The sequence below is a fragment of the Achromobacter sp. ESBL13 genome, assembly GCF_036668755.1.
In the GTDB taxonomy this organism is placed as follows: Bacteria; Pseudomonadota; Gammaproteobacteria; order Burkholderiales; family Burkholderiaceae_B; genus Achromobacter.
In genome coordinates, this window is sequence record NZ_JAZEVT010000014.1 from 1 (window position 1) to 1,144 (window position 1,144).

Annotated in this window: 1 protein-coding gene; it reads left to right on the top strand. The window is 61.2% G+C overall.

The features are described 5' to 3' along the window. Positions 1-1,144: VCBS domain-containing protein (locus tag V6F88_RS27770; protein WP_332613519.1), on the top strand; the 1,144-nt coding region annotated here is incomplete at both ends.

Here is a 1,144-nt window from a genome sequence, read left to right on the forward strand (position 1 = left end):
GCAACTGGACCTACAACCTGGACAACGCCAATAAGGACGTTCAGGGTCTGAAGTCCGGCCAATCGATCACCGAAACGTTCACCGTCACGGTGGACGACGGCAACGGCGGCGTGGTCACCAAGGACGTCACGGTCACGATCAACGGCACGGATGACGGCGCGATCATCACCCCGTCTACGCCTGACAGCGACAAGGGCGAAGTCATTGAAGACGAGAAGTCGTCCGTCAGCGGCAAGCTCGACGTCACCGATCCGGACGCTGGCCAAGCCGTGTTCCAGGTGCAAACCAACACGGCCGGCCAACACGGTACGTTCTCTGTCGGCGCCAATGGCGCGTGGACGTACAACCTCACAAACAATGACCCGGCTGTCCAAGGCTTGGGCGCTGGCAAGACCCTGACCGAAACCTTCACGGTTACGACCGCTGACGGCACGACGGGTCAAGTCGTGGTCACCATCGTGGGCACGAACGACATTCCGGTGCTGACCGGCAAGGCCGATGGTGCAGTCACCGAAGACGGCACGCTCGTGGCAACGGGCAAGCTGGATGTCGCGGACGTCGACACGACCGATACGCATAGCTGGACGGTTAACAACGGCGGCAAGGGTACGTACGGTTCGTTCTCCGTTGATGGCAATGGCAACTGGACCTACAACCTGGACAACGCCAACAAGGACGTCCAGGGGCTGAAGACGGGCCAGTCGATTATTGAAACGTTCACCGTCACGGTGGACGACGGCAACGGCGGCGTGGTCACCAGGGACGTTACGGTCACGATCAATGGCACGGATGACGGGGCGATCATCACGCCTTCTACTCCTGACAGCGACAAGGGCGAAGTCATTGAAGACGAGAAGTCGTCCGTCAGCGGCAAGCTCGACGTCACCGATCCCGACGCCGGCCAAGCCGTGTTCCAAGTTCAAACGAACGCTCCTGGCCAACACGGCACGTTCTCCGTCGGCGCAAACGGTGCATGGACGTACAACCTGACCAACAACGACCCGGCCGTCCAAGGCCTGGGCGCTGGCAAGACCCTGACCGAAACCTTCACGGTTACGACCGCTGACGGCACGACGGGTCAAGTCGTGGTCACCATCGTGGGCACGAACGACATTCCGGTGCTGACCGGCAAGGCCGATGGTGC